The following is a 26,080-nucleotide window of genomic DNA, read 5'->3' on the forward strand; positions in this document are numbered from 1 at the left end:
AACCTCCATAACTTTGATAACCTAAGGATATCAAGAATATGGAGACCATAAAATACGTCATCTTATTTACTGCTTACGATGAGTGGGCTACTATGATAAGTGAAAACGAAAAAATGAGGTCTGATTATAGTTGTGTGAGTCTAAAAGGCAACCCTCAGCGAGTACGAGAAGTCTCAGGTTTTATGCTGTTTGATGGTTGCAATTGCAACAGCTGCAAAGCTTTATCGCAAGGAGCAACACTGTCAGAGTGGTCAAGTCTATTTATGGTGAACATCGCCCAACAGCCAGTCTTAATGAGTGGGGGCGGAGGGTCATAACCGTGAAACAGAATGCGCTAAGCATTGAAATTGATTAGTGGTTTGTTATACTATTTAAGGAGCAAATGCCGTTTTAGCTCAGCAGGTAGAGCACTTCCATGGTAAGGAAGAGGTCGGCAGTTCAAATCTGCTAAACGGCTTAACTAAAAAAAATCACTTAATCGATAACGATTAAGTGATTTTTTTTAGTTGTGGGCGGGTGTCTGAATGACCTGCTTGGTAAAGTCGCTAAAGAAGGCAAGCATGCTTTCTACCCGTGTATGGCCTAGTTGCTTGACCCAGCCATCAAAGACGTTCTGAATGGCTGCGATCAGCTGTTGATCGATCTCTTGGCCCTTCTTAGTGAGCAGTAAACTCTTCTGCCGTCGATCTGCTGGATTGGCCACTTGGTAGACGTAATCGTATTTGAGTAAGATACTGATCTGTCGTGAAATAGCACTGCGTGAAACGTGGTGACTGGCGGCAATGTCCATTAATAATAAGGGCTTGGGGCTAGTACCGATCTCATGCATAATTAGAAATGCATCAAACGTTAAATGGAATTCCGTAATTGGTTCTGAAATGTAATCATCCATGTAACGTAAAACGGTTGAATAATATTTTAAAAAGTCATTTAGCATTTTGGACTTGTCGTTCATGCCAATCCTCCTCGAAGGTATAATTCCTTTAAAATCAATTAATTGCATCAAATTAATTATAACATTAGTCAATTTATTTCTACATAGGTATCATAAATCTAAATGAATATAATTGGTAGCGTTTTATCACGCAAACTAAAAAACGACCAACATCTCAGCAATGTTGGTCGTTTTTGTGTTAAGCGGTTGTCCGATGACGACGCGCAATTAATGGTAAAATCATACCTAAAGCGACGAAGACGATTGGGGTAATGATGTTTAAGGCTAATTGGAACCACCAGCCACTAGGGTTAGCAGCCATATCAGTCTTAGGCACCATCCCTAAGATGCAGGCAAAGGCGGTGAATAAGAAACACCAACCACCGACTAATTTACCAATCAGTGGGTTCTTTAAGAACATGTAATCGCTCTTGAATTCTTTCAGATGCTTATTCAATAAGATGTAAGCCAGGAAGACCCAGAGGTAACGCATTGGCATCACAACGGAGTTCAAGTTTAAGAGCCAGTTGAATAATTCGTTCATGTTTCCAATACCAAGGGCCGGGATGATAATTAAGATGCTGACCAAGACACCGGTCATAATATAACCGTTAATCGGAACATCTTTTTTATTCATCTTGCTTAAGCTCTTAGGAACAAATTCAGGATCGGCATCACCTAACAAAATCTTTAATGGGGCATCGATTGAGAAGGCTAATGCGGAAACTTGAGCTAAAACATTCGCAATTGCGTATAAGATCAAGAAGAGGTTACCAACATGGTAAAAAGCACCCAAACGTTGGAATGCATAGTAAGCACCGTTAGCCATTAAGTCCTTAGGAATATCATTTGAGTTGAACAGAATCCCCATGGCAAAGGACCCAAGTATGGCACAGACGGCAACCATACCGGCTAAAATCAACATCCCGAGTGGGAACTCACGCCCAGGGTTTTTAGTTTTGTTAACGTACGGTGAAATCTTTTCAGACCCACCGACCGCAAAGACTAACATGGAAACGGTCGTGAAATAAGCAAAGTCAAATTTTGGTAGATATGATTTAATTGAAAGCATATCTGGCGTTTGAACGGTGGCCTTAGTCATCAATGGTGCTGAAACGGCTAAAATAATGAACAGGATCGACATGATAAACATCCCGGTACCAGCGACACTCCCGATGCGTTTCAAGGTCGTTAATCCTAATGAAGCAATCCAGAGGAAGAACAAAAATAGCACTAAACAAATGGATTGAACGACTAATGCTGGGGTGTTGTTGATAAAGTTCCCGTTACCCTTAAATAACCAGCTGAGGGCAATGAGAATCCCTTGAGGTTTCTGGGCCAAATATGGAACGTGCACGATCCAGTAGGTCCAGGCGGCGTAGTAAGCTAAACGCTTAGTACTCGTTGCCCGAATCCAGGATGAGACCCCACCTTCGGCTTCCTTGAAGGTTGATCCAAGTTGTCCCACAATCAAAGTGTAAGGGACAAAGTAGATGATCATGATCAAGATCCAAGAAGTGACCACTGATAAGCCTTGTAACGCAAAGTTATTAACAACGTTACCCAAGCCCCAGACGGCCACGAACGCAATTAGCGCAATGTTGGACCAACGTAGCTGTTTTTCGGTTTTCATAATTTTGCTCCTTTTTTAGTATGAATACGCCTTATTATAAATCGGCAATGGAAGCGTTGACAAATTAATTTTTTGAATGTGAGAAAGCGGTAACATTTCCATTTAATAAATGAGGTTTAGCTGTTAGAATGGCGAAAATTTGCTATTATAGAAGAGGAGTCTTGAAAAAATGTGAATTTAGCGGCTATTAAAGTTGGGTGAAAGTAGGGATAGGTTTGAAGAGTGTAACAATTGGAACGGTGCCTTTGACCGTTGGAATGCCTAAAATAGGCGTTGTTTTGCGGGGAGCCGAGCGTTCGACCTTGATTGGTCAGGCGGCACAGGTCCTTTCATCGGCGGCACAAATCGTTGAGTGGGACTTAACTGGTGCAGACGGTTTAGAAAACCGTGCTGAGCTAATTAATACGGCAACTCAATTGCGCCAAGTTTTGGGAACGATTCCGCTGATTGCGACGTTACAATCGCCGAGTCAGTCAGCCACGATTGATGAGCAGACCTATTATGAAACGTCTGTGACCTTAGTCAATAATCGCTTGGTTGATGCATTAGAAATTGATATGGGCATGGTCACCAAAACGCGCTTTATGGCGCTGACCAAACAAATGCGTGCGCAAAAGATCAAATTGATTTTAAGCGAGACCTATGTTGAAACGATGCCAACGGCACCTCAAATTGTGACCGCTTATCAAACGATGGCTGCTGCAGGGGCTGATATTGCCCGGGTACGGATGCAACCGCAAACCGCCACCGCACTATTGACGTTGATGGCAGCGACTGCCACGGCGGGGACCGAATTAAGCTTACCTTTAGTAGTGACCGCGACTGGGAGTTTGGGACGCTACGCTGCCGCTAGTGGGCAACTATTTGGGTCGACGCTAGTCTTTGGTCGTGTCGGTCGCGTTGGGGGTTCCGGTCAACTACCAGTCAGTCAATTGAAACAGACCTTACAGACGTTAGCAACGGTCGAAGGGGGTTCCTAAAATGAAGTGGCAGTCGATTTGGCGGCACACGAGTTATATTATCCAGACACTGATGATTTATTTTCTACTGATCCAGGGACCCTATGACGTTTGGATTGCAAAAGTCGGTTATCGCTTAGGGGCCTACCTAATTGATATCGTGGGTATCTCAGTATTATTTTTCATTGTTGAACTAAGCTATAATTATTTTCGGCAACGGCTATTAAAGCGTCGACGCAAATAAATCAGACAGCCTTAAAAAAGGTGACTCAGAAAGTTATGCCTTTCTGAGTCACCTTTTTATTATAGTAGAAACAGGTTTAGTTATTTTGTGCGGCCACTAGTTTTTCAACAAAGGCGTCTAAGCGTTGAATATCGTCACCTTCAGGCGCTAAATTGACGAAGACATCATCAGCACCTTTAGTGGCACCCGTTTTAGCTAATGCAGCGCTGAAGTCCGTCACGGCACGGCAGTAGTCATCTTCGTAGAAAGTGTCACCCGAGCCGGCACAACCATAAATCTTGCCAGTCAAATCTAAATCTTGTAAATCATCGTAGAAATCAAGGCCTTCTTCAGGAAGTGCGCCTTCGTCATATGTATAGGGGACAACGACGCAAATGTCGACTTTTTCAAACTCAGTGGCATCTGCCTGTGAGATCTCTTCCTGGGTGACATCAATCCCCAGCTTTTCAAACTTTTCTGTGATCAAATCAGCGACATCTTCATTATTACCCGTGATAGTTGCAAAAATTACTTTGGCAGTTGCCATGTAAACCCCTCGCTTTCAAAAAGTGATACCCCGATTATAACAGAATTTTAATCTGAAATTAAATTAAGCGACATTTATTCGGAAAAGCCGACCGAGAGCGGTTTCTCCGGCACCCATTCCATGCTATAATTTAACTATTATTAGTCGGTTTAACCCGACTAAACAGCGGTTTTACCCGGTAAGTGAGTAAACCTTAAGTTAAAAATGAAAATTGACGTAAGCTAGGGGTAATTAAATTGTCTAAAAAATCAAAAAAGATGGGTCTCGGAAAACGGTTATGGCATTCGATTACCGAACCAATTCCAGACGATAATGAAGATCAAAATAGTGAACAAATTCCATTGGCCTATGACTTAAAGGGGTCATCAGCACCAACTGCTGAAAGTGCTGCGAAACCAACAGCAAGTTCAGTGGGCGCTTCAACGACGGGCAGAACAGCTGAGTCGGCTGATTCCTCAGCACCACAAACGCGTGCAGCAATGCGAGAAGCTCGAGAATCAGCAGCCGCTCAATCACAAGCAACTGTTTCACAACAGGGGCCTGCCGCGACTGTAACCGAATCGGCAGTCAGTGAGGCGACAAAAGTTGATGTAAACGCTAAGTCACAAGTAACGAAACCGGTAGCGCCAGCTAAAGCCCATTCGGCGCAAGCAACAATTACGCCGCGACAGGCTGCTAAGTCGGCACCACGTGCGTCGGTTAGTGAAGCCGTGATTGAGCCAGATTTAGTGGCTGAATCTGCTGGCAAACAACAAGGACGTGTCGTTAGAGCGGCGGCGCCCAAGTCTGCGGACGATCCAGATGCGGCCACTAGCACGATTTCACTGGCTAACAGTACGGCCCGCGTTGCCGCTGGTCGGAAATCACAGGCTGCTGCAGCGACGAATGCCGTCAGTGGTCAAGGCCAACCGGTTATTTCTGTTCATGGTGCAGAACATCCTGACTCTGATGAGACAACGCCTGAATTGCCGTTGTCACGAGAAGAACTTTATGGTGATCAACAACCAAATGGCGGCAGTGAGGCGCCACGCCAACGTCGCGATGAAGTTGATATTGAACCGATGTCACGATTGGCACGTCATGGTGAGAATGAGCCTAATGAGGCGTTAAATGATGAGACCAGTGAGAATCCTCATTTGAAGAAAAAAGGGTCACGGCCACATCAAAAACCTAAGCAACGTAAAAATGGTAAGTTAGTTGCGACTGGGGTCGTTTTATTAATTGTGGCGGCTTTGGGCGCGTTCTTCATGTTCAATCGGGCGAAGACGACAGAAGCCAATGCGCGGACTAACGCTGAAACGGTGGTTAAAGACATTTATACCTCAAGCGCGCAACGTGATATACGGGCCGATGCGTCAAAAGCAAAGTTAGCACAATTACAAACGTATATTGATGAAATGAAGCAATCGGACTCGAAGACCGCCCTACAAACGCAACATGATAATGCGGCCAAAATGTTGAAAGTTCGTCAGCAATATGATGGGTTATACAATACAGATAAATTAGTCAAAGCTAGTGTGACGATGGCCGATGTGACCAACGCCCAGAAAGCTATCACGGATTCTGGCCTCAAGACACGCAAGACTTACTTTACTAAAAAGTATGATAAAAAGTTAATGGCCACAGCTAAGATTGTTAAACCAGTTCGGAAGGCTGATGCCGAGTTCAAGAAACTGTACAACAGCAAAGACAAGCTTAAGGGCAGTGTTTCTACGAGTGATCTCGATAAGGTCCTCAAACATTTGAAACCTTACCGGACTAAGGCGCAATTAGCGGCGGATGACTACAAACGGTTAACGACCGATCGCAAAGCCTTGGCTAAGAAGGAACACTCTGCAGCAACGAGTGCTGCCAATGCAGTCAGTTCCAGCAGTTCAAGTTACAGTGAACCTGAATCTTCGAGTTATTCGAGTGATGATTCAAGCTCGTCAAGTGACACAACTTATTCAAGCACAACGGATACGACTTCTGGTAATGATACGGGAACGACTTCTACTAATAGTTCAAGCACCTCGACGTATTATGACAACAACGACTATTCGTCAAGCAGTAGTTCATCAACTTCTTATGGAACTGATAACACGACTAGCAGCAGTACTGACAGTAGTGACAGTACTGGTGTCAGCACCTATTCGTCGTCTAATTAAAAAGCAACTGGAAGGACGCAGCGTTGATATAAACGTTGCGTCTTTTGTCTAAATTTGAGAGGAGTGTTTTGATGAAAATTGTTTTAATGAGTCAAGCAACCAAACCGGAACAGTTAGCAACGTTGATCAAAAATTATCCGGATTGGGAATTCAAGACACCAGCGACGTTAACGCCGGCGGAATATGATCAAGTTGTGGTGATGTATGGCAATCATCCGTTGTTGAGCCAATTTTTAGCGAGTTCTAAGTCACAATTAGCATTCCTCCAAGTTATTTCAGCAGGAGTGGATTATTTGCCTCTAGCCAAATTAGCTGCGGCAGGGGTGCTAGTTGCCAATACGAGTGGGATTCATGCGGATGCGATTAGTGAATCGGTCTTGGCTGCAATGCTGACGGTCGTTCGTGGTTACCATGCTGCTTGGGAAAATCAGCAAGGTGCCCAGCAATGGTCGCTACCCATGACGACGAGCACATTAACTGGTCAGCAGTTGCTAATTTACGGTACTGGTCAGATTGGTCAATCATTGGCTGCCAAAGCGACGGCCTTTGGGATGCAAGTGGTAGGGGTGAATACCACCGGCCACCCGTCACCCCATTTCAGGAAAACGGTTGCCTTGACTGCAACCGGTCCAGTTCTAAAAACAGCTAATTTTATTGTGAATGCTTTACCGTTAACGCCGACGACCACACACTTGTTCAATCATGAGTTATTTGAGCAACTGCAGCAAAGCCCAATGTTGATCAATGTTGGCCGTGGCCCTGCAGTTGAGACGGCGGATTTGAGTCGCGCCTTGGATCAAAAACAATTGAGTTTCGCTGCGTTGGACGTCACTGAACCAGAACCTTTGCCAGCGGACTCCCCACTATGGCGACGGTCGGATGTGTTGATTACACCGCATATTTCGGGTCAAATTGAACATTTTCGTGAGACTGTCTTTCCAATCTTTCAGGCGAACTTCAGTCAATATGTGAAAACGGGGCAACTTTCCCGCAATCAAGTCGATTTATCACGAGGGTACTAAACTGGTTAAATTGAAGGTGGTCGTATCAGTATGTCGCTTCCGGTTGTTGTTGAGTGCATGCGGCCGAGGGATCGGGTCAAGCCTGAGAAACGTCTTGCCCCTCGCCCGGAAGCTTTGCCTAAACCGCAAATCTTCCGGCCGGTCCGTGGTGTAAGACCGGAAAATTGCCGGTCAAACGCCGCCCACACGGCCGATGTACTCAACAACAACCTACAGCTAGTTAACTGTTTCGAATGAGTGGTGAGTGGATTGCGTCCATTTGGGGCATAACCAACGCCAGTATTACTGGATGCACGATAGAATCGGCACTTTAAGCTCTAGTTGTTTTTAATAAAGGATATACCAAATTCAATTGTAAAATTTGTATGAGCATCAAAAAGGCTGCCAAAACTTGGATTATCCAAGTCTCGACAGCCCTTTTTAACTAGTCATTGTGATTGTTAAGCTATTGAATGCTATCCGAGAATTGAGCCGATTTAGCGCAGGGTGGACTGGCTGAGGCTCAGTGGTGAAATTTTACTTAGGCGGGCGGTTTTTCCCGGCTTAGTAAAAGCCCAGCTTGCGAGACCGCATTTTGGCTCGCAACTGTGGCCACCACGTTCCAGCCTCAGCCGGACCACCCGGAGCGGCAATCAATCGAAAATCACGGATGCTCACGGAAATCTGAAGCCGCACGATCATTGTGGCGCTGACCAATGGCTAAAATGAACACGGTGCTGATAATCAGCAGACTGCCGAACACATCCAACCATTCAAAGCTAACGCCTAAGAGGGCGACGGCAATGACGGTCGCGGATAACGGTTCAAACGCATCGAGTAGACTGGCAACGGTCGGTTGAATATATTTCAGACTTTGTAAGAAGAATAGAAAGGCTAACAAAGTCCCAAATAGCACGACAAAGCTTAATTTGCTAATGTTGCCAAGCGTTAATGGCACGTGGATACTCCAGAACGGCTGAATGCAGTTGAAGAGAATCCCGCCGAGTAGCATCGACCAAGTATTCACGGTCATCGCACTGTATTTGGTCAGTAATTTGGCCGGCATCAACGTGTTGGTCGCGGAGGTCACCCCTGAAAGGAGTCCCCAGATCAATGCCCAGCCGGAAATGACTAATGCGGCGGGATTACCATGAGTCACCAGTAAAAATGCGCCGATGATTGCTAACAAAATGGCGAGCCCTTCCGAACGAGTCGGCCATTGCTGATGCGCAATGACTAACCAGAGTGCGATAAAAACCGGACCGGTGAACTGTAAAATAGTCGCGGTTGCCGCATTACTCGCTTCAACAGCTAGAAAATACGTGAATTGAACCGGCATTAATCCTAGCAAGGTGTAACCGGCAACTTGTAATAAGTCGCTCGGATGGTGCCAAATTGACCAGAGATCAATTTTAGTCACGAGGCTGATGAGCAATAAACAAATTCCAGCGCCTAGCATGCGGATGCCGGTTAGCCAAATCGAGTTGATGTCGGTCGTATCAAAGAGCGTCTGCGCGATGGCGCCTGAGACACCCCAAAAGGTGGCACTGACGCTAGCAAGCAAAATGCCTTTGATTTCGTGTGTCGTTTCCATTAGTACGTCCTCCCAAGTCAAACTGTCTAATCATCATTGTAACTGATTTGACTTGGAAAAGGGGATTTAAAAATTAAGCCGTGGCGGCATCCGTTGTGGTTTCCGTAGTCGCTGCCGCTTGCCGGGTCGTTTCTGCGAGGTGGACTAAGTGGGTCAAGAAGGCGTGCGTCTTCGCTTGATAGTGGTACTTTTGGCCCAGATTAACGAGGTAACCGTTGATATAGTCGACTTCAGTTGGCCGATTGTGCGACATATCTTGATACATTGATGGGTAGTGGAGCGGATTCGCAACTTTGCTGACATAGTTTACGGAGGCCAATTCTTCGGCACGTGTATTCAACATAGTGACACCGTCCCGCTCGCAAACATCGTAAGCTTCATTGATCAGCTGTTTGCTGAGTTCATCAGCACCTGGGTACGCGGCATATTCGCCCATCGTGATTTCAAAAAGCGTGCAAAGGGTATTGACGACGGAATTGAAAACAACTTTTGCGAGCAAGGTACCGCGGAAATTAGTTGTCAGTTTAGGATTAAATTGACATTTTTCCAGTTCGGCAACGACACGGTGGGTCATCTCGTCTGGTTGTTCGGTGTAGTTAGCGAGATTCATCGTGCCAGCACCGCGCGCGCCGATGAAGTCGACGTCGCCAGGGCCATTCAAAACGGTCGCAACTAAGGCCGTTCCCGCCAAAACTTTATCTGGTTTGAAATACTGTAATAATTTTTCCACATGGCCCATACCATTCATGCAAGTGAGCACGTATTGTTGGTCGTTGAAACAGTGGGCGGTTCGTTTGAGAAATTCTGCCAGTTGCATCTGTTTCGTGAAAACGACCCAGACATCCGGTTGACCATGATAATCTTCTGGATAATAAACTTTGACTGGGACCAAGTGTCGGTTCTGATGATCGCGTGAAACGTAGACACCGCCCTGTTGATGCATCTTTTCCACGTTAGGTTCCCAAGTATCGACAAAATCGACCTGATTGCCAGCTTCTTGTAATAAAACGCCGTAACGTAATCCCATGGCGCCTGCGCCGAGTACTGTAAAATGCATATGTATGACCATCCTTTAGATTGATTTAATTAAATGTGATGAAAAAAGCGCCCAGCAGACGATTGTACGTCTGCCGGGCGCTAAGTGCGTGATACCACCGGTTTTCGTCAACAACTCACATTGTTGACCTCAAAACGACCCCAAATTGTTGCGAGTCGCGGCACGATAATGGGTGCAACCATTGAAGGTTATGACGATTAGGGTTAGCCTTCACGCTCACAGTCGATATTCAAATCAGGGTAACCGGTCTGCTTACACCACCTCAGACTCGCTTGACGGTCGGACTGATTTTACTGAACTGCTCATTGCTTTTCTCATCAAATATTAATTGTTCCTTAATCTACACGCCTTTTGAAAAATTGTCAACGCTGGACTTCAATTTCTTAAGAATCTTCGGCAACGACCGATTGAAATGACCGTTTAAAGGTTAGTTGACTTAGGATTCTTTTGTAAGGCCTTGATGACGGCGTTTAGGTTACTGTCGAGGGTTAGGGGCGTCACTTGACCAAAACGTTGTTGCAGAATTTGTTGGGTGACCAAGCTGAACTGGCCGTGTAGCTGTGGCCAGTATTGATCGACCCGGGTCGCATAAACGCTTAAAGTTTGACTAGCCGCACGAGGTAATTGGTGCTCGAACCAATGTTGTAATTGTTGATAACTCTGCGACGGGGTTCGCCAAGGTCGTTGCCAACTAATGAGTCTTAGCCAAACGTGGTAACGGCGCAACCAAAGCGTCGTGAGACCACCGATGAGGCACAACCCAAGTAAACTCGGCCATAGCCAAGGTAGGGCCGTTGTCCGGTTGGTCTTTTTAATGGCTTTGGGTGCGGCGGGACTGCTGGTTGTTGATTGTTCTGAAGAACTGCTGACATTGGTGCTGGGGCTACTGCTGCTAACACTGCTAGACTGTTGAGAACTGCTGTTTGTTTTAGCGGTTGCTTTCGGCGTGGCTTTTTTGAGTCCTGGATTCTGATAGCCGGGGGTTGGATCAAATGGTACCCAGCCAATTCCTGTAAAGTAAACTTCGGCCCACGAGTGGGCATTTGAATTCAAAATTGAATAATGGTAGCGGCCGTCTTTGGTCTTTTGACCGCGAGACCCGCCGGTGAACCCTTGGGCCCAACGTGCGGGAATCCCAATTTCACGCAACATGACGACGAGTGCGGTTGAAAAGTTATCACAATAGCCGCGTTGGCTAGTGAACAGGAAGTAATCCACGTAGTCACGGTCGTTGGGGGTCGCGGGCGTATCCATCTTCGTATAAGTAAAGCGGTTATCATTTTTTAAATAACTGAGCAACGCCTGTACTTTGGCATACTGCGTTGGGGCCGTTTTTATCAGGTTTTCGCTGAGTATTTTGACGCGATTGGGCACTTCTGCCGGGAGATCGGTTTCGGACTCATCGAGTTCCTCGGTCGGCTCACCGGTTGCAGCTTTCAACTGGGCCGCCGTATATTGTTGCGGTTGGAACGCATAGTTGAGCTTGGTGAGCGGCTGCTTGCTGAGATTGATGTAAAGCCGTCCACGTTGCTTGGCATAGCCAATACCATGCCGTTTTTGCTGCGACTTGCTCACGGCCCAAGTGGTCCCACCATAACTGACGGGGACGTAGGTTGCAGTCGCTGCTAGGTTTACTTGGATGGCTTGTTTAGGGCTCGTTGGCGTTTGCAAATAGCCAGAATCAGTCAAAGTCGGTTTGCGACTGATCTTGGTCGACTTATCGACTTCCCAACCTTGTCCTGAATAGGTGTCACGCGTATCGACCCGCCAATAATGACTTTGACTAGCAATCACTTTTAAGGCGACGCTATTGTCATCTTGAATCGCCCCGCCAAGCGTAGTGGTGTCTTCAGAAAAGCCGGTCCGTTTAGCAGCTGCCGCTTTCTCTAAAAAGTTATAGAAACCATGACTACTGAGGGTATTGCGCCAAGCAACGGTTTGTTGAGATAGCTGCTTGAGTGGTTGCCGTCCCCAAGTATTGAGGGTGGTGCCAGCGAAAATTAAGGCGAGTGATAAAACGAGATAAATTGCGTTCGTCCAAGTGACCCGCGGGTGCGCGCGGACGAGCAGGAGGGCAGCCGCTAAACCAACGACGGCTGCAATTGAACTAACTTCATTACGAGTGGCAAATAACGTGACGGCTAAGAGGTAGCTGAGGCTGACCAGCAGGCTTAAATACGGTTGTTGCCAACGGACCGTTAAGAGGGTCAAGGCAATGACGAGCGCCATGATCAGGACCATACTCAGCAAAATCGGCATCATTTGGGTACTACCGGCGTTGCGAAAAGTGCTGGTTTGTTGGATCAGATTGTTCATGAAATGTTGCGCCCAATTAAACGAAAAGGCTTGTTTGAGCGGATAACTGGCGTAACAGCTGCCGATGAAGCTCGCAACAATCAATCCGATCCAAAGCAAATCGAGTCGTGGCCACCAAGTGCCAAGTAGAATCAAGGCATTGACAAGCACGAGAAAAATTAGAATTGGCCAAGGGTGCTGGAAAGTATTGACCGTGGTATAGGTGGTTAGTGGCAGCGCCAGTAGGCCAGTGTGTAAGGCGGCCGTGAGCGCTGTTTTGACTTTTTCAGGCATCGGCCACACCTCCTTTGGGCCACTGAACAGTTGTGACAAGAGCATTATGTGGTTGTAACGCGGTGACCAAAGCAGTTCTTAACGGACTGTCATCACCAAAGACCACAACGCGGTGTTGCCGAATGGCCGTTGTTGGCAGGTCGGTTGCACGATAAGGCTGATAACTCGCAAAAGCTTCAGTGGCGGTTGGCGTGATCAACTGTTGGGTTTGCCCAATCAGGAGAACTTGCCCTGGCAAGGCACTGACTAATTGGACGAAGCTGTAAAAAGCCGCCAGCCGGTCTTCGAGTTGGTCGTCAGTAGTTGCCAAAAAGACCCAACACCAAGACTGTGGCTCATCAGAATTGAGCACGCGTAGCATCGGTTGTTGTTGGCGAGCGGAGAGCTTCCAGTCGATCTGGTTACTAGGGTCGCCCGGCTGATACGCGCGAAAGTCCTGCGTCTCGAAGCCTGGTTGATCATTAGTTCCAGCTTGGTTGGTCCGTAAGATGGGCTGCAGTTGATCAAATAAGGCTTGTGCGGCGACTGGCCGTGGTTGTGGTGGGACGATCAACATCGTCTTTAACGATTGGCGATGTTTTTTCATGAGTAAGTGTAAGGGGTCGGTCTTAGTCAATGTAACGGTTATGTCAGTATAAATGCCGCGAGATAACGGTATGGTGGTCTCAAATCGCCGCATGGCTGAATTGAAAGTGACCGGGATTGCGGGGTCATTTAAACTTAAAGTCACATTGGCCGTGCGCCAACTTTTGGGGAGCGTACAGGCTAAAAGTTGACCGGTCGCGGTCGGGATGAGTTTAGCTTGTACCGTCACCCGCGAGAGTCGGGGTAACAGGCTGAGTAGACTGAGCAGGTCTAACCCCAGTACCATCCAAGCAATCGCCCAACCAGTGGCGTTATTAAAGCTGACCGCGTAGCCGCAAATGATCACGGTGAAGATGATTAGGCCACTATTATGAAAAGACGATTTTAGCCAGTTCATCGACTCGTCCCCTTAGTTGGTACTGGGATTGTTTGCATCAGTTCAGTCACCACTTGTTGTTTGGCGGACAATGATTGGGCGCCATTAGCGAGCACTAAACGGTGACTAAAGGTCGGCACTAAAATGGCTTGAATATCGTCTGGTAGGACATAGTTGCGTTGGTTCAAAAAGGCGTAGGCCCGACTCGCTTGCAACAGGGCTAAGCCACCACGGGGACTGATACCTAAGCGAATTTCGGCTTGTTGACGCGTCGCTTGAACAAGTGCGAGCGCATATTGGGTCACAGCTGGTGCAATCGTGACTTGAGCGACGGCCTGCTTTAATTGGGTCAAATCGCTTTCTGACAAGACGGCTTGTAATTGACGTAATTGCACTTGGCGATCATCACCGGAATACAGCGCCAATTCATCATTGGTCGCGGGATAGCCCACTTGTAGGCTAAATAAGAATCGATCCAGTTGAGCTTCAGGGAGCGGATACGTGCCCGCATATTCACTCGGATTTTCAGTTGCTAAGACGAAGAAATTCGCTGGCAGGTCGTAAGTCTGACCGTCGAGGGTGACTTGTCGTTCAGCCATTGCTTGCAGCAGGGCCGATTGGGTCCGCGGGGTCGCACGGTTGATTTCGTCAGCCAGTAGCATGGTCGTAAAAATTGGACCGGGATGAAACTCGAATTGTGTGGTTTGCTGATTTAAGATGGCGACACCAAGAATATCATTTGGCAAGAGGTCGGGCGTGAACTGGATGCGATTAAAGTCACCAGCGACACTGCGCGCCAAAGCGCGGGCCAGCGTTGTTTTCCCCACGCCAGGGACATCTTCAAACAGGACGTGGCCGCCAGCTAAGAGGGCGGTCACCGTTAATTTAATGATTTCAGATTTACCAACGACGACTTGTTGGATTTGCGTTAAGAGTCGCTCGATTGCTTGATTTTCCACTGAAAATCCCTCCGTTTTTTGGTTGAATTCAATAAGTTCAGAATACACTGTTTAGGCGCCAAAGATGACTTGGAAGACTCACTTTTGTAAGCGATTTCCATTATTGGCTCGAATAGCGTACAATTAAGGTTGTAAAAATGTAGGAGGAGATTAGCGCATGCCAAAATATCTAGTCTTTATGGACATTGATGGCACCTTATTAACAGACCATCAATATGTGACAGAACACACGAAAGCCACCATTGAACGGCTGCAAAAACAAGATGTCATGTTCTACATCGCAACGGGGCGGATGTATGAACTCGCTAAGATCGTGCGTAACAAAATTAATCCAGACGTGCATTTAGTGACGTCAAATGGGGCCGTTTTCGATGGCGCCCAAGGTCGTGAAATTACCAAATTAGGTGGTGCCGCCGTTGAATTAGCCTATTTGATTGCTCGCCGAGACAACTTACCAATGATGTTGTTCACACCCGAAATGGCCTATTATACTGAACAGATTCCACGGTTCGTGGCTCGGAACGCAGCCAACTTCGATGCGGATGAAACGTCGATCGGTTATGCCGAGGTCAAGAGTTTCACGCAGTTGGCTAAGATTGAAGATCAGATTACCAACGGGGTCATTTTAAGCCGTGAAGATATGTCACGCTTAGATTCTGCCCGTGAAAAGTTGACCAGTAGTAAGCTATTACGTCTCTCGTCATCGAATCCAAATAATATTGAAATGATTCCGTTAAACACGGATAAAGGGACGGCGGTCAAACAGATCCAACGGGAACAACAGGTCGATGCCGACCACACTTTTGTTTTCGGCGATGGTTTGAATGACGTTGGGATGATGGCTGAAGCTAAGTACTCAGTCGCAATGGGCAATGCGCTACCACAGGTGAAGTCAATTGCTAATTATGTCACGGGGACCAACTATAATGATGGTTTAGCCCAGTTCTTGGACGATTATTTTGCGGAAACCGCACACTAATGACTAAAAAAACTTCACGATTAGCGTGAAGTTTTTTTAGTTAGGTCAGATTACAATCTAAATGTCGTCTCCGATTGTCGCTGATGACATGCGGGCGTGGGACCGGGCCAAGCCTGAGGAACGTCTTGACCCTCGCCCGGAACCCTTGCCAAAACCGCAAGTGTCCCGGCCGGTCCGTGGTGTAAGACCGGGAAAACACCGCTCTAACGCCACCTTCACGCCCGATGCCATCAGCGGCAATCTCCGACTAGGCTGGTTTTTGAATGATTAAACGACTTGTTTTTTTGGACCAACCCTATATATCTGGCTGCAACTTATTCGCTGTCGTGGATTTAGCCTGGCTGGCGATGATTTCACTGAAAACTTGTTATTACGGCTAACATGATGATACCAACCTTTACAACGCTTTCATCTGTTAACTTTAAGTAAAAGTTCAATGAGAATTAGCGACAAGTTAACGTCAAAAACAGCTGAAATTTATCACTTTTTCGTCAGAAACGAAATTAATTGCTAGGGGTAAATACACCTAAAATAGTGGGTCGACTGACTTAAATTATTAAAATTTTGTTATTAGCAGGGTATCGTTGATTGACTTTCCAGCGAGATTTGGCACACTTATAGATGGAAAGTGTTTTTTAGGAAGTGACTTTGTTGAAGATAGAAATTTTACCGAGCAACACGGCAGTGCCGTTGGCAATCTTGTCACTAACTGGCATTGATAACCGTGAGTTAAACCCAGCCATTGAAAAACAACTGGCCTTACGTCAGTTAACCCCAGCGACGCCGCAAAGCGCACTGGCAGATTTATTAGTCCTAATTGGCGATCGTCATCCGGTGCAGATGCAAGCTTGGGACATGGCCGTTATTCCGGCTGAACCCGTTCAAATTCAAGCATTGCGCGACCAACCCGTTACCTTGTTAGATCAAGATCAAGCCATCTTACCACCAAATTTAGATGCCAAAAGTAGCCGTGTCTTAATCGTGATTGGGGATGCCCAGACGGATGACGCCACGGTTCATGCGACCGGACAAGAATTACAACGGAAAATCAAAGCCTTTTTCGGTCTACAAGCGCGTTTGCAATTTCGGACCGGCTCAACTGAGGTTCAGCGATTGAACACGGTTAAGACCGTTTCTTAGGTGTGATATTAATATCGATTAGTTTAAATTGACGATCATTATAATCAACCCGTGTGACACTGGTGTTTTTTAAGAGTCGTGCGGGGAGATCGTGGGGACTTAATTGGTAAAGAAAGGCACTGAGGACTAGCCCATGCGAAACAATTAAAACGTTGCGGTCTTCGCCAGACTTTTGTGACTCAAAGAGACTGATGCGCCGCAAAGTCCGGTTGATTCGGTCTGTGACGCCGACTAAGGTTTCAGCGGCCCGTGTTTGATCTAAAGAGTTGAAGACCCACAAGAGCGTTGCAAAGCGTTCTTTACTTAACATGAGCTTGACAAAAGTCCCAGGACCAAGCTGCTTGCGCACTTGGTTCACGATCCAAGTGTTTTTAGTGCCTTCGAGGCCACCAAAGTTAAATTCGCGTAAGCCGACGTCAATCGTCGGCTTTTTTAGTTCAGGATGCAAAGCGGTGATGATGCGCGCGGTTTGTTGGGCACGGCCGAGATCACTAATGTAAGCTGCGTCAAAATGGACGTCTGCGAGCATTCTCGCTAAGCGTTGTGCAGAACGGACCCCCTTAGTGGTCAATTTTGAATCGTAAATGCCCTGTAAGCGGTTAGCGGCATTGAGTTCCGTTTGACCGTGGCGGACAAGATAAAGATGAATGATTGCCATGAGAAGGCCCCCTTCGGCTAATTTTGTCATAGCTCAATTGTACGGCGGTTGAGTGATTACGACAAGCTTTAGTTAAGCGCTGACAACAAAATAATTGGGACTTTTAGCTAGGAAGCAAATTAGTTGTGGTCAACAGCGGTTGATAAGGGAAATTATTTCAATATTAGTGATTGAAATAACAAAAATATTATAAGAAATTTTGAATTGTAACGATAATGCACGAGTTTGACTTGCACGATTTAGTTTGGTACGATTCTTCCTGTAAGATTTGCGCGAATCACAAAAATATCAAACAAAACAGGGGTTTTAAAAAATGAAAAAAGCAAGCAAGCAACTATTAGCAATTGGTGCCGTTTTAAGTTTGGGTTTAGTTATCAGTACAACGCCGGCAAGTGCGACTATTAGTAAGCCAGCACCGGAAAAACCAGGGAAGCCATCTGGTGATGCAGGGACGGACAAGCCGACAACTACTACACATGTTGATATTTCACTAGAAGCGTCCGATAACAAAATCACCTTGGTAGACTCACCAACAATCGATTTTAAAGGTACTAAGATCGTAGCTGGAAAGATGAACTTAACGACCAATTCTATTAAGGATAATCTGCGAGTGTTCAATCCTGGTAAGGCTGATGGTTATGGCGTTACAGCTAGGATTGCGGCTTTTAAGGATAAGAGCGTGGCAAATTCGGAAGATAGTTTAAAAGGGGCTCGAATGACGCTGAAAGATCGAGTGATTACTGCAGAAGATACCAACAATCAGTCGAAAGCACCAATTGGTGAAGAAAATGTTGAGTTGAATGGTGACGATAAAAACGTGATGACTGCCAAACCAGGTACTGGGCTAGGAATCTTTAGATTAACGTATAAAGATGCCATGTTAGAAATTCCAGACGGAAATAAGCCAGGAACCTATGGAACAGTAATTACTTGGACTTTGACGGAAGCACCAAAATCAAATTAGTGCGTTGATAAAAAGAAAGGATTGAATTAAATGCGTCAAGGTTGGCGACGGCTAGTGATTGTTTTACTGATTAGTCAATGTTTTGTAGGGATAATTGGTCAAGCCGCCGTCACGGCCGAAAGTTCCTCAGCGATGAGTAGCAGTGTTGTTAGTAACGAACCTGATGAAAAACAGGAAAGTTCCGAGGACAATTCGGCGGACGTTAGTGAGTTATCACAGAGCGGTGTGAGTTCGGAATCGATAGCAAACGATGAGGAAAAGCCACAAACGCCAACGACTATGGCTGATACCGCCACGTCGACCACTGATACAACGGTAGTCGCGGGGCCACAAGTTGAAGCGACGCAATCGGTTGTGGCGACTGATTACAATGGACAAGAACTTGTCCAGGGATTAACGGTCACTGGTGGCAAGTTTGTCCAATACAAATTCAAGCTGAACTGGATAACCGGTGCAACGCTTGAGAAACCTCAATTTTGTTTCTGGCCTTCAAGTAATACGCATGTAACGAAAAGTGCACAATTGGAACAAGCCAACGGGAAGAAAGGCTCATTGAAGTTGAACGGTGATCATTATGATTTGCCATTGCAAGTTCAGCTAAATGCCCAAAATCCTTGGGTGAGCGTTACGGTCATGGTTGAAACTAAGCCGGTTGATAAAGGCAAAACTCAGATTGTTCAAGGTGGCGAAGCTTATTTTGAATATAGTCGTGCGCGCCATAAATTTGCCTTACCAGAGTTCATGCTCGTGGAATGGCATCCACTGGAAGGGTCAGTGGAACAACAAGAGTTTCGTGTTCAACAAGATGGTCGTATTGTAATCAAAGGGAAGTTCTGGCGTAAAGGTGGGTTACAAACTAAAAAAGTTTGGCTTAAAATAACCCGGAATGGTAAGGAGCTATCAAAAGTTGCTATAGATCCGATGACCGCTGAAAATGGGTTTGAACATGTGATTGAAGCGGCCGATTTGGGTCCCGGAAAACATGAGCTCTATCTGCATGCTAAAGACAACCATAATCTTGCCATTCAACCAATCAGACTAACTGTGATCGTTCAAGGTGAGCTGAAATTTGAAAAGGTGTCAGCGAAAGCCAAGTTTGAATCCGTCACGGTGACGGGTGAATCGCAAGTTGCGAGTCGGCAATCTGACTGGCATTTGAAGGTGGCGGATACGCGTGAAGCAGCTAGCAACTGGGTTTTAACGGCCAGTGTTTCTGAATTAGTAGATAAGGACCAGAATCAAAAACTCGCGGGTGGCCTAGTCCATCAAGAACAGGGCAAGACACTCATGTTAGATGCGACTGATGTCGTCATTGCGCGTGGTCAGGCGATGCAACATCAGCCAATCCACGACGTCGCTGGTGGTTGGACGACTGACAGTGGGGTCTTGCTGAAGACGCGTCCGGATGCCGTGCCGGGAAATTATCAAGGAACCATTACTTGGCGATTAGCCGATGTCCCACCAACTGAATGATTAAAAAATCGCAACGCCTAAGTTAATCTAGGGTTGCGATTTTTTATTGGTTGTTTAGATCTTCGCTCAAAGTACGCTTGCTTTCTTGCTTCAAGATTTTCATCATCTTGCGGCGAGCAGCAAAGAATGGAATTCCGATGTGCGATAAGTTACTTCGGAATCGCCAGCGATAATGGTACGTTTTGTCGGTCAATAATTCGGCTGATTGAACGTAGTCGGCATAGCGAAAGGCAAAAAGTTGATCTTCAAGAAAGCTGATTTCTTCGTTGAAGGTTAAGTGATGTGTGGTGATAATTGATCGAATAAAGCACTTGTTCCACGAAAAGCCGCCGACCGTGCCAAAATTAATGTTAGTCACTAAGTCTTTTTGGTCGTAGGTTTTTGCGGGACTAGGCACGGCTAAATAGCCGAAATGACCACAGATTACCAGTTGAGATTTTGGCGCCGCTTGGTAGGCGGACAAAAAGGCCGCCAAAAAGTTTGGTTCGACCCAATCATCCCCGTCAACAAAGCAGAGGTATTTACCCTTAGCAGCCGCCATACCAGCATTTCGAGCCGCAGAAACGCCACGATTTCGGTCAAAGGTAATCACGTGAAAACGTGCGTCACCTTTGATTAACGCCGCAATCTGGTCGCCGGTGTCATCTGTTGAGCAGTCATTAACGACGATCACTTCAAAGTCGGTGACTGTTTGTTGTTGCAGACTAGTCAAGCAAGGATTAATAAATTTATGTTGATTGTACGCCGGTACAACCACTGAAAATAGGGGTGCAGACACGCTAATTCCTCCATCATAATTTGATATACCTTACTATTATAGCCGTAAAGTGTGACGAAATTATAGCGAATTGCCTTATTTTGAGGATAATTTAATTATTTGCGAGATTAGTGGTGTGAAAATAGAGCGCTAACTCCGGATAAACGAAGACCGTATGCGAAAAATCGAGTAAACTATTATTCTTATAATAGTTGCAAGAGTCGAGGGCCATATAGGTTGCGCCGTGGTCTAATTGCATTAAACTGGCTTCTTCTTCCGTCAAGTTGGTGAGTGACAAATAGTCGTCACTGTTGGCGATGCCAATACCGTAAGCTTCATTTAAAAAGTCCCAGATGGAATGGTTAACAGCTTCCGGTGAGAGATAGGGCACGACTGATTTTAAATAGTAGGCTTTTTCCAAGCAATAGAGTTTTTCGTGCCAGTAGCGTAAACGAATCACCCGATAGAGCTCGATACCTTCATCAATTTGCATTTGTTTTGCCAAAGCGGCGTCGGTATGGATCGTGTCAAAGGTGACCACTTTAGAAACGAGATTTCGCGGATGTAGCGCACTGCTTGGCATAGTTCGTGCTGATAAATTAACAACAGTTTTATGCCGTAATTGAATGTTGGCAATAAAATAGCCGCTACCTTGGACGCGGCGTAAAAGTCCTTGTTGATAGACTAAATCAATTGCTTTACGGATGGTGTTACGGCTAGCGTGGTAGCGCGTCATTAACTGCGCTTCTGTGGGTAGCTTAACCTCAAATTCACCATCTTGGATGGCATTAACGAGTTTGGTCGCAATATCACGATACATAGAAATCACTTCTTTCTTCATTGGTCATTGAAGCCCAAATTTATGGGTACAAATTTGATAAATTCGTTTTATTTGAACATTAGGACTTGTTAAATTTGTACCCATGACTTATAATTCTAATTGTAATGAAAGCGGTTTATTAAAGCAACCGCATAATCACAATAATTTAAAAACTATTTAGGAGCGTGTTTATTATGGCTGAAAAAACAATTATGTTGGTATGTGCTGCAGGGATGTCAACTTCACTTTTAGTTTCAAAGATGCAAAAGGCTGCTGAAGCAGACGGTATTGATGCAGAAATTTTTGCAACCGCTGCCAGTGACGCTGACGCTAAGTTAGCTGAAAAGAATCCTGACATTTTGATGCTTGGACCACAAGTTCGTTACATGTTAAGCGATTTCCAAAAGCGCGTTGATATTCCAGTTGAAGTAATCAACATGCAAGATTACGGCATGATGAACGGCGAAAAGGTGCTTAAAGAAGCCGAAGCCTCAATGGCAAAATAATTAAATAACTAGAAACAAAGGTGCTGCCAGACAGCGGATTAGTTATACAACGGTCGGTAGCATTTTAAATTGTGTGGGCACACGAAATAAGCTAACTAAAAGGATGAGTAAAATAATGGCAGAAGAAAATCAAGTACCAGTTGAAAAAGAAGCAAGCTTAGAAACAATCATGGGATTAATTGTTAATGGTGGGAATGCGAAGAGCTCAGCTTTTGAAGCTATCAAGGCCGCTAAGGAAAACGACTTTGAAACTGCTGATGCGAAATTAAAAGAAGCCGACAACTTCTTAACTGAAGCACACAACTCGCAAACATCAATGTTGACTGCCGAAGCCAATGGCGATCATACCCATGTTTCATTACTATTGGTCCATTCACAAGACCACATGATGAATGCCATTACTTTCCGGGATTTAGCTGGTGAAATTGTTGATTTATACCGTCGCTTAGCTGCTGAAGATAAATAGTCAATTCTTTGGGGGACCCAGACGAATACCTTGATGGTGTTGGTTGGGTCCTTCTTTCGTATTATGGCTGGCGGGGCTAGTGCCTCGTTGCCGCCTGCCGGTTGCGCTCATTTAGGGCTGGAACGTGGTGGGCACGTTTGGGAGCCATAACCCGGTCTCCCAAGCCGGCCTTTTACTAATCGGCCGGCAAAATTCGCTGCCCGCTAAGTAAAATTTCACCACTGAGCCCTAAATGAACGCAACCTCTCGGCTAGTTTACTGGTCGAATGCAACGTGCTTTGGTGAAATAACTAGTTTTACGCTAGATTATGAGTTGAACTAGTCTCCTGATTTGATTCAGAGCAGGTTGGGTTAACAAGTGATTTAGTCTTATACTTATCTAAGTGCCTCGTTTAGCATTAAAACTGGTAGAACCGGTTGAGTGTTTAACAAGTAACTATATTAGTAAATTGTCAGGCTAGTTTCTAGTTTAGAAGCTGGCAACAGAATGAAGCGTTATTACTTGCCGCTCCATGTTGACAAATTATTCAGAATAGAACTGACGTCATTTTAGCCGAGAGGGTGGGTGTGCTTAGGGCTCAGTGGTGAAATTTTACTTAGCTGACGGTGGTTTACCGGCCGGTTAGTAAAAGGCCGGCTTTCGAGACCGCACTTTGGCTCGAAACCGTGCCCACCACGTTCCAGCCCTAAGCGCACCCACCCGGCAGGCGGCAAGTAACCACTATCTCAAACTCAATTTATATAAGTAAATTTTTCAAACAAAAACATAGAAATATTAGGAGGATGCAACTATGGCAACAGGATACAAGATGCCCAAAGACTTTCTTTGGGGCGGTGCGGTCGCTGCGCATCAATTAGAAGGCGGCTGGAATGCCGGTGGCAAAGGGGTCAGTATCGCAGATGTCATGACCGCTGGCCGGAATGGTGTGCCACGGAAAGTCACTGATGGCGTTAAAGATGGTGAAATTTATCCTAATCATTGGGGTAACGATTTTTACCATCGCTATCCAGAAGATATTAAGCTATTTGAAGAAATGGGCTTTAAATGTTTCCGGACCTCAATTGCCTGGACACGAATCTTCCCAAATGGTGACGAAGCAGAACCAAATGAAGCTGGTTTGAAGTTCTATGATGATATGTTTGACGACTTGTTAGCGCATGGCATTCAACCAGTCATCACGTTATCTCACTTTGAAATTCCTTATCATCTTGTTAAGGAATACGGTGGTTTTTCAAATCGGAAGATGATCGACTTCTTCTTACATTTTGCTAAAACTGTCTTCAAACGTTACAAGAATAAGGTCAAGTATTGGATGACCTTTAACGAAATCAACAACCAAACAGCTTGGTCCGATCCACATCCATTGTTGCAAAACTCTGGCTTGGAACTCGGCAAGCATGATAACTGGGAACAAGCCATGTATCAAGCGGCCCATTATGAATTGGTTGCGAGTGCGTTAGCGGTTCAAGCTGGTCATGAAATCAACCCTGATTTCCAAATCGGTTGCATGATCGCCATGTGCCCAATCTATCCATTGACCGCTAAGCCACAAGATATCATGATGGCTGAGCGTGCTATGCAGAAACGTTACTGGTTCGGCGATGTGCATTGTCGTGGCGAATATCCAGCTTGGTTACCTAAGTACTTTGAACGTAAAGGTTTCGATATGGACATTACCGCCGCTGACTTGGCGACGTTGAAGGCTGGAACCGTTGATTACGTCGGCTTTAGTTACTACATGTCCTTCGTCACAAAGGACCAAGGCGACGATCCTGAATACGACTTCAAAGAACCCGATGACTTTGTTGAAAATCCATACGTTGAAAAGTCCGACTGGGGTTGGCAAATTGATCCAACTGGGTTGCGTTACGCCATGAACTGGATGGAAGATCGTTGGCACTTACCACAATTTATCGTTGAAAATGGTTTCGGCGCTTATGATAAGAAGCAAGCTGACGGGAGTGTCCATGATGACTACCGGATCAGTTACTTCCGTGATCACATTAAGGCGATGGAAGAGGCTGTAGCGTTAGATGGCGTTAACTTAATCGGTTATACCCCATGGGGCTGCATTGACTTAGTCTCAGCCAGCACCGGCGAAATGGCCAAACGCTATGGCTTCATTTACGTGGATGCGGATGACAACGGTGAAGGTAGCTTTGACCGGTCGAAGAAAGATTCCTTTAACTGGTATAAAGATGTGATTGCGAGCGACGGCGAGAATTTATAGAAGGAGCGTATTTCGATGACAACTACTAAAAGTGGGTTACGTTCAGACTTTCTATGGGGCGGCGCGGTTGCCGCACACCAACTAGAAGGTGGCTGGCAAGCTGGTGGTAAAGGTGTCAGCATGGCAGATGTCATGACGGCCGGTGCCAATGGTGTCCCTCGTGAAATTACTGACGGTGTGATTGCGGGTAAGAATTATCCCAACCACGCTGGGATTGATTTTTACGGCCATTACAAGGAAGACATCAAGCTCTTTGCGGAAATGGGCTTCAAATGTTTCCGGACTTCGATTGCTTGGACGCGGATTTTCCCTAACGGTGATGACCCAGAGCCAAACGAAGCTGGGTTGAAGTTTTACGATGACATGTTCGATACTTGCTTGAAGTATGGTATTGAACCGGTCATCACCTTGGCACACTTTGAAATGCCATACCATTTAGTTGAAAAGTACGGTGGCTGGCGGAACCGGAAAGTCATCGACTACTTCGTGCATTACGCTGAAACAGTCTTCAAACGCTATCGGAATAAAGTTAAGTATTGGATGACTTTTAACGAAATCAATAACCAAACCACGTACACGAACCAGTTCCTAATGGCGACTGACTCTGGTTTAGTTTTGAAGCCAGACGATCCCGACGCTGAAGCATTGATGTATCAAGCGGCGCATTATGAAGTGGTTGCCAGTGCGTTGGCGGTTAAAATTGGGCATAAGATCAATCCTAACTTTAAGATTGGGAATATGATCAATATGACCCCAATTTATCCTTTGACTGCGAAACCTGCCGATATTATGCAGGCGGAAAAGGCCATGCAACGGCGCTACTGGTTTGCGGATGTCCAATCATGGGGCTACTACCCACGTAATATGGAAGCCTACTTCAAACAAACTGGTTTCCGGCCAGACATTACTTCGGAAGACCGCGAAGTCTTATCCGAAGGGACCGTTGACTATATTGGGTTCAGTTACTACAACTCCAATACGGTCGAAGCGAAAAAAGATAATCCAAGTTACCACTTTGTCGGCACAGAAGCCGTTGATAACCCTTATTTAAAGACGAGCGAATGGGATTGGCCAATTGATCCCGAAGGCTTACGTTATTCCTTGAACTGGTTGCAAGACCGTTATAACAAGCCAATGATGATCGTCGAAAACGGGTTGGGCGCGCGTGACAAAGTTGAAGCTGATGGGTCGATTCATGATCCATACCGGATTGATTATTTGCGGGCACACATTGATCAAATGATCAAAGCGGTCAATGAAGACGGTGTCGACTTGATCGGTTATACCCCTTGGGGCTGTATCGATTTAGTTTCCGCCGGGACTGGTCAGATGTCCAAACGCTATGGCTTTATCTACGTGGATAAAGACGACGATGGCAAGGGGACGTTAGACCGTTCTAAGAAGGATTCCTTCTACTGGTACCAAAAAGTCATCAAGACGAACGGTGCGGATATTAAATAATTAATTTTTGAATAACTGAGG

The 26,080-nt window shown here is 45.8% G+C and carries 23 protein-coding genes, 1 tRNA gene and 1 other annotated feature; of the genes, 13 read left to right on the forward strand and 11 right to left on the reverse strand.

Annotated elements, in window-relative coordinates:
* Nucleotides 1–384: 384 nt before the first annotated feature.
* Nucleotides 385–457 (forward strand) — tRNA-Thr (locus FFM70_RS12940).
* Between the two features lie 45 nt (nucleotides 458–502).
* On the opposite strand, the gene FFM70_RS12945 is transcribed toward FFM70_RS12940, so the two are convergent.
* Together FFM70_RS12945 and FFM70_RS12950 are read right to left on the reverse strand one after the other, a co-directional pair.
* Nucleotides 503–955 (reverse strand): MarR family winged helix-turn-helix transcriptional regulator, encoded by a 453-nt coding sequence (locus FFM70_RS12945; RefSeq protein ID WP_223877503.1) that lies wholly within the window; start codon nucleotides 953–955, stop codon nucleotides 503–505.
* Between the two features lie 178 nt (nucleotides 956–1,133).
* Nucleotides 1,134–2,570 carry an amino acid permease gene (locus FFM70_RS12950; protein WP_171002379.1) on the reverse strand — a complete coding sequence of 479 codons (1,437 nt, stop codon included), beginning with the start codon at nucleotides 2,568–2,570 and terminating at the stop codon, nucleotides 1,134–1,136.
* Nucleotides 2,571–2,782: 212 nt separating this feature from the next.
* On the opposite strand from FFM70_RS12950, the gene FFM70_RS12955 reads away from it, so the two are divergent.
* The gene (locus FFM70_RS12955) at nucleotides 2,783–3,547 is read left to right on the forward strand and encodes a type I 3-dehydroquinate dehydratase (protein WP_137617264.1); all 765 of its coding nucleotides are present in this window, start codon (nucleotides 2,783–2,785) and stop codon (nucleotides 3,545–3,547) included.
* Nucleotide 3,548: 1 nt separating this feature from the next.
* Nucleotides 3,549–3,770, forward strand: a complete 222-nt coding sequence (locus FFM70_RS12960) for a hypothetical protein (protein WP_137617265.1) — start codon at nucleotides 3,549–3,551, stop codon at nucleotides 3,768–3,770.
* A 76-nt stretch (nucleotides 3,771–3,846) separates the two neighbouring features.
* Here the strand turns inward: FFM70_RS12960 and FFM70_RS12965 are convergent, their stop codons facing one another.
* Nucleotides 3,847–4,296: a flavodoxin gene (locus FFM70_RS12965; protein ID WP_137617266.1), complete on the reverse strand. Its 450-nt coding sequence runs from the start codon at nucleotides 4,294–4,296 to the stop codon at nucleotides 3,847–3,849.
* 236 nt (nucleotides 4,297–4,532) lie between these two features.
* Between FFM70_RS12965 and FFM70_RS12970 the strand changes: the two genes are divergently transcribed.
* Nucleotides 4,533–6,443: a hypothetical protein gene (locus FFM70_RS12970; RefSeq protein ID WP_137617267.1), complete on the forward strand. Its 1,911-nt coding sequence runs from the start codon at nucleotides 4,533–4,535 to the stop codon at nucleotides 6,441–6,443.
* Between the two features lie 71 nt (nucleotides 6,444–6,514).
* Entirely contained in the window at nucleotides 6,515–7,465 is a 951-nt protein-coding gene (locus FFM70_RS12975; RefSeq protein ID WP_137617268.1) for a phosphoglycerate dehydrogenase, read from the forward strand.
* A 643-nt stretch (nucleotides 7,466–8,108) separates the two neighbouring features.
* Here FFM70_RS12975 and FFM70_RS12980 read toward each other — a convergent pair.
* The 5 genes from FFM70_RS12980 to FFM70_RS13000 form a co-directional block, all read right to left on the reverse strand.
* Nucleotides 8,109–9,038, reverse strand: coding sequence for a DMT family transporter (locus tag FFM70_RS12980; RefSeq protein WP_137617269.1), 930 nt, complete (start codon nucleotides 9,036–9,038; stop codon nucleotides 8,109–8,111).
* A 73-nt stretch (nucleotides 9,039–9,111) separates the two neighbouring features.
* Nucleotides 9,112–10,095 carry a ketopantoate reductase family protein gene (locus tag FFM70_RS12985; protein ID WP_137617270.1) on the reverse strand — a complete coding sequence of 328 codons (984 nt, stop codon included), beginning with the start codon at nucleotides 10,093–10,095 and terminating at the stop codon, nucleotides 9,112–9,114.
* A 70-nt stretch (nucleotides 10,096–10,165) separates the two neighbouring features.
* Nucleotides 10,166–10,410 (reverse strand) — a binding site (T-box leader).
* 105 nt (nucleotides 10,411–10,515) lie between these two features.
* On the reverse strand, nucleotides 10,516–12,684 hold the full coding sequence (locus FFM70_RS12990; protein ID WP_171002378.1) for a DUF4129 domain-containing transglutaminase family protein: 2,169 nt from the start codon (nucleotides 12,682–12,684) through the stop codon (nucleotides 10,516–10,518).
* On the reverse strand, nucleotides 12,677–13,666 hold the full coding sequence (locus FFM70_RS12995; RefSeq protein ID WP_137617272.1) for a DUF58 domain-containing protein: 990 nt from the start codon (nucleotides 13,664–13,666) through the stop codon (nucleotides 12,677–12,679). The genes FFM70_RS12990 and FFM70_RS12995 overlap by 8 nt, the downstream gene beginning before the upstream one ends.
* Entirely contained in the window at nucleotides 13,663–14,604 is a 942-nt protein-coding gene (locus FFM70_RS13000; RefSeq protein ID WP_223877504.1) for an AAA family ATPase, read from the reverse strand. Before FFM70_RS13000 ends, FFM70_RS12995 begins: the two co-directional genes overlap by 4 nt.
* A 157-nt stretch (nucleotides 14,605–14,761) precedes the next feature.
* Here FFM70_RS13000 and FFM70_RS13005 point away from each other — a divergent pair, with 157 nt between their 5' ends.
* Together FFM70_RS13005 and FFM70_RS13010 are read left to right on the forward strand one after the other, a co-directional pair.
* Nucleotides 14,762–15,583, forward strand: a complete 822-nt coding sequence (locus FFM70_RS13005; RefSeq protein ID WP_137617273.1) for an HAD family hydrolase — start codon at nucleotides 14,762–14,764, stop codon at nucleotides 15,581–15,583.
* 642 nt (nucleotides 15,584–16,225) lie between these two features.
* A complete protein-coding gene (locus FFM70_RS13010) occupies nucleotides 16,226–16,723 on the forward strand; it encodes a hypothetical protein (protein WP_414672093.1) in 498 nt (165 codons plus the stop codon).
* On the opposite strand, the gene FFM70_RS13015 is transcribed toward FFM70_RS13010, so the two are convergent.
* Nucleotides 16,707–17,381, reverse strand: a complete 675-nt coding sequence (locus FFM70_RS13015) for a histidine phosphatase family protein (protein WP_137617275.1) — start codon at nucleotides 17,379–17,381, stop codon at nucleotides 16,707–16,709. The two genes, FFM70_RS13010 and FFM70_RS13015, sit on opposite strands and share 17 nt — an antisense overlap.
* A 313-nt stretch (nucleotides 17,382–17,694) precedes the next feature.
* Between FFM70_RS13015 and FFM70_RS13020 the strand changes: the two genes are divergently transcribed.
* Together FFM70_RS13020 and FFM70_RS13025 are read left to right on the forward strand one after the other, a co-directional pair.
* The gene (locus tag FFM70_RS13020) at nucleotides 17,695–18,345 is read left to right on the forward strand and encodes a WxL domain-containing protein (protein ID WP_137617276.1); all 651 of its coding nucleotides are present in this window, start codon (nucleotides 17,695–17,697) and stop codon (nucleotides 18,343–18,345) included.
* A gap of 30 nt (nucleotides 18,346–18,375) precedes the next feature.
* A complete protein-coding gene (locus tag FFM70_RS13025) occupies nucleotides 18,376–19,818 on the forward strand; it encodes a hypothetical protein (RefSeq protein ID WP_137617277.1) in 1,443 nt (480 codons plus the stop codon).
* Between the two features lie 43 nt (nucleotides 19,819–19,861).
* Here FFM70_RS13025 and FFM70_RS13030 read toward each other — a convergent pair whose 3' ends face one another.
* Both FFM70_RS13030 and FFM70_RS13035 read right to left on the reverse strand, forming a co-directional pair.
* Complete coding sequence (locus tag FFM70_RS13030) at nucleotides 19,862–20,596, reverse strand: glycosyltransferase family 2 protein (protein ID WP_137617278.1); 735 nt, start codon at nucleotides 20,594–20,596, stop codon at nucleotides 19,862–19,864.
* 91 nt (nucleotides 20,597–20,687) lie between these two features.
* Entirely contained in the window at nucleotides 20,688–21,395 is a 708-nt protein-coding gene (locus FFM70_RS13035; RefSeq protein WP_137617300.1) for a GntR family transcriptional regulator, read from the reverse strand.
* A gap of 194 nt (nucleotides 21,396–21,589) precedes the next feature.
* Between FFM70_RS13035 and FFM70_RS13040 the strand changes: the two genes are divergently transcribed.
* From FFM70_RS13040 to FFM70_RS13055, 4 genes are all read left to right on the forward strand, one after another.
* Entirely contained in the window at nucleotides 21,590–21,901 is a 312-nt protein-coding gene (locus FFM70_RS13040; RefSeq protein ID WP_137606760.1) for a PTS sugar transporter subunit IIB, read from the forward strand.
* A 115-nt stretch (nucleotides 21,902–22,016) separates the two neighbouring features.
* On the forward strand, nucleotides 22,017–22,367 hold the full coding sequence (locus tag FFM70_RS13045) for a PTS lactose/cellobiose transporter subunit IIA (RefSeq protein WP_137606759.1): 351 nt from the start codon (nucleotides 22,017–22,019) through the stop codon (nucleotides 22,365–22,367).
* Nucleotides 22,368–23,158: 791 nt separating this feature from the next.
* On the forward strand, nucleotides 23,159–24,598 hold the full coding sequence (locus FFM70_RS13050; RefSeq protein ID WP_137617279.1) for a 6-phospho-beta-glucosidase: 1,440 nt from the start codon (nucleotides 23,159–23,161) through the stop codon (nucleotides 24,596–24,598).
* A 15-nt stretch (nucleotides 24,599–24,613) separates the two neighbouring features.
* Nucleotides 24,614–26,059 carry a 6-phospho-beta-glucosidase gene (locus FFM70_RS13055; RefSeq protein ID WP_137617280.1) on the forward strand — a complete coding sequence of 482 codons (1,446 nt, stop codon included), beginning with the start codon at nucleotides 24,614–24,616 and terminating at the stop codon, nucleotides 26,057–26,059.
* Nucleotides 26,060–26,080: the final 21 nt, after the last annotated feature.

The sequence above is a fragment of the Lactiplantibacillus nangangensis genome (genome assembly GCF_005405065.1).
GTDB classification, from domain to species: domain Bacteria; phylum Bacillota; class Bacilli; order Lactobacillales; family Lactobacillaceae; genus Lactiplantibacillus; species Lactiplantibacillus nangangensis.

Coding starts and splice junctions, on each gene's coding strand:
- FFM70_RS12945 (WP_223877503.1), bottom strand. CDS start 955: ATGAACGACAAGTCCAAAATGCTAAATGACTTTTTAAAATATTATTCA.
- FFM70_RS12960 (WP_137617265.1), top strand. CDS start 3,549: ATGAAGTGGCAGTCGATTTGGCGGCACACGAGTTATATTATCCAGACA.
- FFM70_RS12965 (WP_137617266.1), bottom strand. CDS start 4,296: ATGGCAACTGCCAAAGTAATTTTTGCAACTATCACGGGTAATAATGAA.
- FFM70_RS12975 (WP_137617268.1), top strand. CDS start 6,515: ATGAAAATTGTTTTAATGAGTCAAGCAACCAAACCGGAACAGTTAGCA.
- FFM70_RS12980 (WP_137617269.1), bottom strand. CDS start 9,038: ATGGAAACGACACACGAAATCAAAGGCATTTTGCTTGCTAGCGTCAGT.
- FFM70_RS12985 (WP_137617270.1), bottom strand. CDS start 10,095: ATGCATTTTACAGTACTCGGCGCAGGCGCCATGGGATTACGTTACGGC.
- FFM70_RS12990 (WP_171002378.1), bottom strand. CDS start 12,684: ATGCCTGAAAAAGTCAAAACAGCGCTCACGGCCGCCTTACACACTGGC.
- FFM70_RS12995 (WP_137617272.1), bottom strand. CDS start 13,666: ATGAACTGGCTAAAATCGTCTTTTCATAATAGTGGCCTAATCATCTTC.
- FFM70_RS13005 (WP_137617273.1), top strand. CDS start 14,762: ATGCCAAAATATCTAGTCTTTATGGACATTGATGGCACCTTATTAACA.
- FFM70_RS13015 (WP_137617275.1), bottom strand. CDS start 17,381: ATGGCAATCATTCATCTTTATCTTGTCCGCCACGGTCAAACGGAACTC.
- FFM70_RS13020 (WP_137617276.1), top strand. CDS start 17,695: ATGAAAAAAGCAAGCAAGCAACTATTAGCAATTGGTGCCGTTTTAAGT.
- FFM70_RS13025 (WP_137617277.1), top strand. CDS start 18,376: ATGCGTCAAGGTTGGCGACGGCTAGTGATTGTTTTACTGATTAGTCAA.
- FFM70_RS13035 (WP_137617300.1), bottom strand. CDS start 21,395: ATGTATCGTGATATTGCGACCAAACTCGTTAATGCCATCCAAGATGGT.
- FFM70_RS13040 (WP_137606760.1), top strand. CDS start 21,590: ATGGCTGAAAAAACAATTATGTTGGTATGTGCTGCAGGGATGTCAACT.
- FFM70_RS13045 (WP_137606759.1), top strand. CDS start 22,017: ATGGCAGAAGAAAATCAAGTACCAGTTGAAAAAGAAGCAAGCTTAGAA.
- FFM70_RS13050 (WP_137617279.1), top strand. CDS start 23,159: ATGGCAACAGGATACAAGATGCCCAAAGACTTTCTTTGGGGCGGTGCG.
- FFM70_RS13055 (WP_137617280.1), top strand. CDS start 24,614: ATGACAACTACTAAAAGTGGGTTACGTTCAGACTTTCTATGGGGCGGC.